General features: G+C 62.3%; 9 protein-coding genes and 2 pseudogenes. 6 read left to right on the forward strand and 5 right to left on the reverse strand.

From position 1 onward, the window contains the following. Nucleotides 1-24 precede the first annotated feature (24 nt). Complete coding sequence (locus tag HUK65_RS14735; protein ID WP_179907037.1) at nucleotides 25-1041, reverse strand: hypothetical protein; 1017 nt, start codon at nucleotides 1039-1041, stop codon at nucleotides 25-27. 215 nt (nucleotides 1042-1256) lie between these two features. Here HUK65_RS14735 and HUK65_RS18805 point away from each other — a divergent pair, with 215 nt between their 5' ends. Then, nucleotides 1257-2075: a DUF2514 family protein gene (locus tag HUK65_RS18805; protein WP_235442174.1), complete on the forward strand. Its 819-nt coding sequence runs from the start codon at nucleotides 1257-1259 to the stop codon at nucleotides 2073-2075. A 494-nt stretch (nucleotides 2076-2569) separates the two neighbouring features. Here HUK65_RS18805 and HUK65_RS19025 read toward each other — a convergent pair. Beyond that, nucleotides 2570-2782, reverse strand: a pseudogene (locus tag HUK65_RS19025) (transglutaminase-like domain-containing protein); the annotation flags it as partial. 503 nt (nucleotides 2783-3285) lie between these two features. Beyond that, complete coding sequence (locus tag HUK65_RS14745) at nucleotides 3286-3753, reverse strand: hypothetical protein (protein ID WP_179907039.1); 468 nt, start codon at nucleotides 3751-3753, stop codon at nucleotides 3286-3288. Between HUK65_RS14745 and HUK65_RS14750 the strand changes: the two genes are divergently transcribed. The 5 genes from HUK65_RS14750 (at nucleotide 3737) to HUK65_RS14770 (ending at nucleotide 6169) form a co-directional block, all read left to right on the forward strand. Then, nucleotides 3737-3967: a hypothetical protein gene (locus tag HUK65_RS14750; RefSeq protein WP_179907040.1), complete on the forward strand. Its 231-nt coding sequence runs from the start codon at nucleotides 3737-3739 to the stop codon at nucleotides 3965-3967. The genes HUK65_RS14745 and HUK65_RS14750 overlap by 17 nt on opposite strands. Nucleotides 3968-4127: 160 nt before the next feature. Continuing rightward, nucleotides 4128-4352, forward strand: coding sequence for a hypothetical protein (locus tag HUK65_RS14755; protein ID WP_179907041.1), 225 nt, complete (start codon nucleotides 4128-4130; stop codon nucleotides 4350-4352). A 63-nt stretch (nucleotides 4353-4415) separates the two neighbouring features. Beyond that, nucleotides 4416-4907 carry a YciE/YciF ferroxidase family protein gene (locus HUK65_RS14760; RefSeq protein WP_179907042.1) on the forward strand — a complete coding sequence of 164 codons (492 nt, stop codon included), beginning with the start codon at nucleotides 4416-4418 and terminating at the stop codon, nucleotides 4905-4907. Between the two features lie 90 nt (nucleotides 4908-4997). Beyond that, complete coding sequence (locus tag HUK65_RS14765) at nucleotides 4998-5540, forward strand: sigma-70 family RNA polymerase sigma factor (protein ID WP_179907043.1); 543 nt, start codon at nucleotides 4998-5000, stop codon at nucleotides 5538-5540. A 434-nt stretch (nucleotides 5541-5974) separates the two neighbouring features. After that, nucleotides 5975-6169 (forward strand): hypothetical protein, encoded by a 195-nt coding sequence (locus HUK65_RS14770; protein ID WP_179907044.1) that lies wholly within the window; start codon nucleotides 5975-5977, stop codon nucleotides 6167-6169. Between the two features lie 264 nt (nucleotides 6170-6433). On the opposite strand, the pseudogene HUK65_RS14775 reads toward HUK65_RS14770, so the two are convergent. Both HUK65_RS14775 and HUK65_RS14780 read right to left on the reverse strand, forming a co-directional pair. Continuing rightward, nucleotides 6434-7762 (reverse strand): annotated as a pseudogene (locus tag HUK65_RS14775) (IS110 family RNA-guided transposase). Beyond that, the coding region (locus HUK65_RS14780) for a hypothetical protein (RefSeq protein ID WP_179907045.1) at nucleotides 7710-8231 on the reverse strand (522 nt) is incomplete at its 5' end. The gene HUK65_RS14780 and the pseudogene HUK65_RS14775, both read right to left, overlap by 53 nt.

Below are 8231 nucleotides of genomic sequence, written 5' to 3' on the forward strand. Positions count from 1 at the left end.
GCCTATCCAGTTGAACCGTCGGACTTAATCGCGCGACTGCGCATCATCGACTGCATCGGTGTCTTGCTCAGAAAGCACATCGTCATCAGACTCTGCGCTATCCTTGTCGCGAGGTGTGACATCGCCGTCGTCGCCCTGCCGCCCGGTGGAGATCCGTATCTCCGGCTCACCGACAACTTCGACCGTCACCTCGGGGTCCTGACCTTCATATTTGACCACCGGTTCGCCTCGGTTGAAAACGATCTCGGGTGTCTCTGCTTCCTGCCCCGGACTTACGGTCGCTTCGTGCCCCTGAAACGTGATCCGGGGCTGCAGGTCATCTTCGGTCGCGCCCTGCGGGGCGAAGCGGCCGTCTTCAAGCTCGGTCAGTTCGGACGGGCCAGCGCCGCCGATTGTCAGTTCGATCACGGGGGCGGGCATGTTGACGGTGACGACCGGTTCGGGGATACGCACCTCGATCATCGGTTCAAGCTGCGACATGTCGAGCGTCGTCTCCGGCCAGGTGATTGTTACTTCGGGCTCGGGGATCATGACAGTAACGCGCGGTTGCGGAACCTCGACATGGACCGTGGGCCGGGCCTGACGAATGATGATCTCCGGGGCCTGTTCGTTGATTGTCGCGTTCTGGCGCGGCATGGTCCAGACGATTTCGGGCGTGCCTGTATCAACATCGACTTCGGCGGGGGGCTGATAGACCGCGACATCGGCATCGATTTCGATCTCCTGCTGCACGATCATGCGCTCGGTGACCTGCTCGGTCCCAACGAGCTCAAGCGACTCACGGCTGATCTCGCCTTCATCCTCCCAGGCTGTGAACACGACCTGACACTGGTTGGCGTCGCCAGAGGCGATCACGGCCTCGACATCGGTGCGCACATCGGCTTCGATCTGAGCGTCGGTCGCAAGGCGATCCGCCAGGGCAACACAGGCTTCAGAGGCCATGTCGCCCTCGGTTTGAACGTCGGTCTGGGCGTGCGCGCCGCCGATTGCGAAAGCTGCGACAGAGCCCAGAAGGGCGGCTCGTGTGGTTTTTTCAAACATTGAAGTTCTCCTGTTGCAGTGTTTGGATGTGACTCGTCAACAAGTGGTTGACGCGGCTCGTTCCGCTCCCCAGTCAAACTTCTTCCTAAGTGTCAGTTATGGTGAGAAACTATTCCCAACTGGGGTAATCTCGACCCGGGGCACGTGGGCGGACCTGAACTGCTTCGTGCACCACCGTGACGGAACTGCGTCTTGCGCAACCGCGATTCTGGCGCATGTCGCGTGCACTCGAAGAAGAAATGGAACGGAAAGAACGGCCGCTGGTTGGAAAGAAACATGCCTCGCAACGTCCCGCGACGCAACCAACGCAACCTGCCGGGGAGCATGCTGATCCTGCTGCCGTGGCCACAAGGAAAGGCAGATCTCCCATGCGTCCAGGACTTATCGCAGTCATTTTCGCAGCCGCCGTTGTTCTGATCGGCGGTTTCATCTGGTACAACAACACGCAGGCCGAGAACGCGCGCTTGGAACAGCAGCAGTCCGAACAAGCCGCGCAGGTTGCGCGCGAGGAGGACGCCGCCCGCCAGCAAGAAGAGGCAGCCGCCGCCGAACAGGCTGCGCGGGACGCTGAAGAGGCTGAGGGTGTCGCCGAGACGGATGCCGCCGGTGCAGTGGATGAGGCGCAGATGGCCGATGATGATCTCATTGTCGTTGGTGACGAAATTACCGAAGGCATGATCGTGGTCGAATCTGCGACTGAAGAGCCGACCATCCTTAGTGCCGACGATACCGCAACCTCGACTGAAATCATCAACGATGCAGAAACAGGCATGACGCTGGACAGCGAGGCAAACACTGAAACCGACACCACCACCATTGTTGGAACACCAATGGAGCCGGGCCAGTTGCTGACTCCAGAGAACTTCGATCATGACGAGGTTCTTGTCCTGATCGAGACCACCGAGCAAATTTCTGCCGATGAGCGCTCGACACTCCGTGCGCTGGTTGAAGGCGCCAGCGCCAATCCCGCGATGCTGGAGGCCACGATCGAGTCGATCCGAGCCGCACTGGATTTGCCGTCACTGGATGATTGAGCTTGTGCCCCATGCCGCGATGCAACTGTGTGCTGCGGTTCCTTCACTAAAGTCGCAGACATAGCGCCTGATGCGATGCTGCGACGCGTGCCTTCGGCGAGTATCCCCAGTTGTGGCCACGATGACCGTGCATGGTACTGTAGGGTAGAGAACGTAGCGCAAAGCGCGTCGTCACCACGGCAACACGCCACCGGGCGCGGCGGTCCCCGCAACGCCGCCTGCAACCCGATGGAGCCAGCGTGAGCGCCTCGGCGTCGCGGCGATACGTTCAGCAACTCGGTCATCTGTGCCTCGGACGGCGTGCCGGGCACCTTGTCGGTCCAGACGCGGAACACCTTCAGGTCATAGGTGCCGAACAAGGTGATCATCGCCCCGTCGGCGGCGTCGCGGCCGCGCACCATCTGGACCCGTCCGATCCCGGGCGTATTGTAGCGGGCGTCGAACGTGTACCAGCGATCACCCAGATAGACTTCGAACCCGGCGCTGAAATCTCCCGGACCGGTATCGGGCACGCCTATGTCGCCGAGGTAGCCGCTGGCATGGCGAGCGGGGATGTTCTTGGCGCGGCAAAGGGCGATGGCCAGATGCGCGAAATCGCGACAGACGCCGGTCTTTTCCCGCTGTGTGTCGCTGGCCGCCTTGGTGGATCGCCCGAAGCCGTAGCCGTAGGTCAGGTGGTTGTGGACATCGTTGCAGATCGTTTGCACCCGCGCCCAGCCCGGCTGCGACGCACCGAAGAACCGCAGCGCCTCGGGGGCGTGCGCATCCGAGGCACAATAAGCGACTGGCGGTCAGGAACTGCTGTGTCTCCGGCGGCAGGTCGTCGACGTCGTGCTGCTGCGCGTTCCAGTCGAACACGTCGGGTCGGCCTTCGCCCTCGACCATGCAGTCGGACCAGAGCACCAGCGGCCCCATCGGCGCGCGCAGCCGCATCAGCCGGTTGCCAAAACTGTCGAGGAAGGCCTCCATCGGCAGGTCGGGGTCCATGTTCACCGAATCCGAACCAACGAGCCGTGCCGCGGCGCCGGAGTGCGGCGACAGGGCAAGCCCTGCGGCATGACGCTGCGTGCCTGCCGTCCTGCCTGTGGAAGAATTTCACAAGCCCGGACAAGACAGTTTCCGCACAACCCAGAGTGGTCACGCACGCCGAAAGGACCTTGCATGAGTAGATTCCGATCCTACCGGCACGTGCGGTGAGGCCATAGATTAGTCAAACTGAGAGTAAGTGAGTCTTGAGTTCCACGAACGGCTGGGCAGTCGAGCCAGTGAATGCACAAAAGGGGCCTTCCCTCCCCTCCTCAACCTTTGCGGGTTCACGCAGAAGATGGCTCGACTGTCCGGTCGATACTGATGAACGGTGCGCGGCATGACGCTGTGCCCACAGGACATCCCGGTATCCCGAGATGCCCAACATTCGATCCATCTCGCCCTCGGCCTCGGCCCAGGGTCTGGGAACGAACGCGCCACCCGAAGGAAGAACTTCATGAGCCAGATCATCTACATCGTCGGCGCCATTGTCGTTGTCATTGCCGTGCTCGGCTTCGTCGGACTGGCCTGAGCGCGCGTCCGAGTAAAGGAAATCTTCAATGATCACCGAACACCAGCCGCCACGGCGGGCCGTGACAGATTTGACCAGCGCCACCGGCTCTGACCGATCCTGTATGGATTGCGGGGGCATCTTCGCAGGCGCCGTGCTGGCACTGGCGGTCTCATTTCTGCTGATCGGTTTCGGTGTCTCGCTTGGGCTGTCGCTGACATCGCCCTATCGCAGCGAGGGGGGCTCTGCGGCAACCCTGCTGATCGGCGTGCTGGCCGCAATGCTCGCGGCGGTCGCAGGGGGCAAGCATCGAGACGAAGGGCTGGGCTTCGATGCCGCGTTTCAGAGACGCTGACGTCGGTCCGCAGTTTCTGAGACCTGAAAGGAAACCTCCATGTTTGCCGTCGCAGCCTGGCTCCTCGGAACCCCCTGCTTGTCGTGATCATCATCGCGGTCCTGCTGTGAAACAGCCGGCCCACGCCACGGGACCTGCCCCAACCAGTGAGGAGATTCAAATGTCTGAAGCCAACCAAGCACAACTGTTCATCAGCCTGCTCAGCGACGCCTATGAGGCCGATCGCATGCTGAACCGCGCGGAAGTTACTGCAATGCACAAAGCCAGAAGCAAAAGGTCTCAGGCACAGCATCTGACATCCCTGAACAAGTTCAGGGACATACAGGAACCCCTCGATTGTGTTCAGCTGATCGGCGGAAACCTTTCTGACAGTCGCGTGGTTTGAGCGCGGCACGCACCGTCCCGCGTCCCTTCATGTGCCGCAAGGCCACTTCACAGGAGCATCCCGATGTCCATTGAAACCCTCGACGATCTGTTTCTTCATACCCTGAAGGATGTGCTCTATGCCGAGCGCAAGATACTGAAGGCCTTGCCGAAAATGGCGCGCAAGGCCACCGATCCCGCGTTGAAGGCCGCCCTGTCCTCCCATCACGACGAAACCGAAACCCATATCCTGCGGCTTGAAGAGGTGTTCGATGGCCTTGGCAAGGCGGCGCGCGGGGCAAAATGCGATGCCATGGTCGGGCTGATCGAGGAAGCCGAAGGGCTGATGTCCGAGATCGGCGATACCGAGACGATGGATGCCGCGATCATTTCGCTTGCACAGGCCGTCGAGCACTACGAAATCGCCCGCTACGGAACGCTGGCCAAATGGGCCGGACAGCTTGGCCATAAACCCGCGGAAAAGCTGTTGAACGAAACGCTGGACGACGAATACGCCGCCGACAAGGCACTGTCGAACCTGGCCGAAGCGCGCGTGAACGCGACCGCCGCGGCCTGAGCGTTCCGCCGATGACCTCCGACCTGATCGGCGCCCCCTCCCTCGCGTCGATCCGTTGCCCAGAGCTGCCACTCTTGCAAGGAGAACCCCATGACCGAGCGTCATTCCTTTCATAGTCTGTTGCCCCCGGAAATGAGGGGGTTGCGGCATTTCGCACAGCGCCTGACTGGCGATTCACACCGCGCCGAAGATCTGGTGCAGGTAACGATGATGAAGGCCTGGGCCAAGCGCGACAGTTTCAGGCCCGACACCAACCTGCGCGCCTGGTTGTTCACGATCCTGCGCAATTCCTTCTACTCGGACCTGCGCAAATACCGCCACGAGGTCGAGGATGTCGACGGCCTGCGCGCCGCCGCCCTGTCCGAGGAGCCGTGCCAGGATCATGTGCTCGCCCTGAGGGAATTGATCGTCGCAATCGGGGATCTGCCCGAACAGCAAAGCAAGCCACTTGTCATGATGGGCGCCTATGGGTTCTCGCAACATGAAGCCGCAATGGAATGCGGCTGCACAGTCGGTACAATCAAGAGCCGGGTCAGCCGGGGGCGTCTGGCGCTGTGCTCGGCTCTCGGGCGTGAGATGAACGGCCACGCACAGGCCGCATTCGGAGCATCAGTTGCAGGGGGGCGCCGTTGACTTCCGCAGGGCCTGATCTCAGCGCTGATGACGCTGAGGTTCTGCGCCGGGCGCGGAACCCGGACCTGCGTACACTCCGCACATCGGAAATTCGCGCCATGCGAACGGCTCTGGAGGCAGCCTGCGAGACAGCACGTCTGGCCGCGATTGGCCACATGCAGCCCTCCCAGCAGAGCTATCGTCGCGCGCACCCGGTCGAAGCCAATTGTGGGTTTGCAGGGCTTTATGCCGCGCTCCGCCGGGTCAGGGCCGAACTGAGTCGGCGGAATGCATCAACGGATCGGACACGGACCACGGACCACGGACCGCGCAGCAGATAAGCGGGCATCGAGCAACAGTCCAGGGACCGCATGAGCCCGCCGTCCGGGTGGCACTGGTGGTTGATGTCATATTGGCGACATCAGCCTGAAATGCCTGTCGGGCCGAGCGCACCCGTGCCCACCGGATCAAAGGCATTCCTCCGGCAAGGCCTGCACTTTCCCGAGATGCTTAGCATCAAGATCAGCCTGGCACAGGCCGCACATGGCCACTGGCGCGACAACACCTTCATCGCGGGCCTGCGCAGTAACCGGATCGATGCACCGATGTTGATAGAAGGCGCAATGGACGGCATTCGCCATTGTGCTTGAACCATGTATGGATGGCTCCCGCGGGGCAAGGGCGTTTCGGTTGGTTCTGGCGTCATTTCGGTTGCGGCCATGTATACGGCGTCTGGATTGCAGCACGGTGGCTGCGCGCCCTGATGAAGTCCGCGGTCGCCTTGGTCCCAATCAATGGCGCGCGCTCGATGGCGCTCCGGTCCGAACAGGGTGTCCTCGGCGATATTCCCGTGATTTGCCATCATCTCACGATGCACTTGCCTTCTCGGTGGAGGACGTGACCTCCGATCTTGTTCAGGCGGCTTGCGCCGTCCGGAATTCCGTCTTGTTCTTCATCAGTGCATAGGCGGTGCGCGCCATGCGGTTCGCCAAGGCGATTGCAGCCTGCTTGGGCTTCTTGCGCCCGATGATCTTCCACAGCCAGTCTTCCCCGGCCTCGCCGCGCCGCCGCGCGCTGACCTGCGCGATCGCCCCGAGATAGAACAACCTGCGCAGATACCTGTTTCCCATTTTGGAGATGCGCCCCAATCGCTCCTTGCCACCCGTCGAGTGCGGCCGCGGTGTCAGCCCCAGCCAGGCAGACTGATCACGGCCTGACCGAAAGTCGACGATATCTGGCAAAGCTGACACAAGAGCGCTGGCGGTGATCGGGCCGATGCCGGGGCAATCGCCGGGAAAACGATCCCCCGGATCGTTTTCTGGCCCGGCTCATATCTGCAACCGCTGCGCGTCTTCATTGACCCTGGCGTCTGCGCGGATGTCTGTGGTCAGATCTGCGATCTTCTTCTGTGTGTCGATCAGCTGATCGGCGAGCAGGCTCAGGGCCTTGCGGGCCGGTGCCGGCAGATCTGCCTGTTCACAATCAAGAATCAGACGCTCGACATTATGGATACCCTTGGGCACGACGATGCCGAACTCGCCGAGGTGCGCGCGCATGGCATTCACGATCTGGGTCTGCTGGCGGACGAGGAATTCCCGTGCCTTGTGCGTCATGAGCAGGGCCTGGGTGTTCTCGCTCTTCACCGGAACAAACCGCATGGACGGGCGTGACACGGCCTCGCAGATGGCCTCAGCATCGGCCGCGTCAGTCTTTCCCCGCTTCACATAACCCTTCACGTAGCTTGGCTGCATCAGCCGCACCTCGTGGCCAAACTTGGCCAGTTCACGCGCCCAGTAATGCGCGCCGGCGCAGGCCTCCATGCCGATCAGACACGGCGGCAGGCGCTGGAAGAACTCCAGCATCTGGCTGCGCCGCAACTGACGGCGCAATACAACGCGTGCATGGTGCATCACGAATCCAATGAAGCAATTTCCAGCTTCGGTCGCACCGACCTGAGCCGCCTTCATGAACACCACCCGCTGCACCGGGCTGACCGGCGAGAGCGCATCCATGATCTCGCGCATATATGGCGTCCGCGCAGTGCGGTACCGCCCGGGCTCCGCAGAAGCGCGCGAGGACAGCCAGCGATGCCGGTCCGCCCATTCCGAAACGGTCAGGTCCGGATCGGGCCGGATCCCGCGCGACCAGGCGCGCAGCAGGTCCCTTGCGCCGTCGAACCCGGTGACATCGTCACCCAAGGCCGCTGCGAATATCGGCGAGGCTGTCGAGCTGGGCGCGGACATGGGCTTCCAGGACCTTCTGCATCAGCGCCGCCTCGACCGTAATCCCCTCCCCCAGGGCCGCCGCCAGTTCCGAGGCCATCAGCGCGGCCACCCGCGCGGGCCATGTCACCCAGGCATCGCGTTCCTCACGCGCCAGCCGAAACATCAGCGTTTCCGCCCGTGCGCGATCCACCAGCTCGCCTTTCAGCTTTTGCAGCCGGATGCGGCGTTCCTGCGCTTTCAGCACTTCGTTCGCCGTCCTGGCCTGCAGGAAAGTCGTGCCACCGCTGGTCACAGGGGCGGCCAGACCTTCCTCGCGCAGGGTTTCCCCGACTGAGGCCACGGCCGCTTCGGGGACGGGTTTCAGCTTCGCTTTCGTCGCGGCTGTTGCTTTCGGCGCTGCACGAGATTTGGCCGGATCGGTCATGGCTGCGCGACGCTGATCAGACGCCTCGGCGTCAATGCTGCCATCGGCAAAGAGCACCAGCCG

The sequence above is a fragment of the Rhabdonatronobacter sediminivivens genome (genome assembly GCF_013415485.1).
GTDB classification, from domain to species: Bacteria; Pseudomonadota; Alphaproteobacteria; order Rhodobacterales; family Rhodobacteraceae; genus Rhabdonatronobacter; species Rhabdonatronobacter sediminivivens.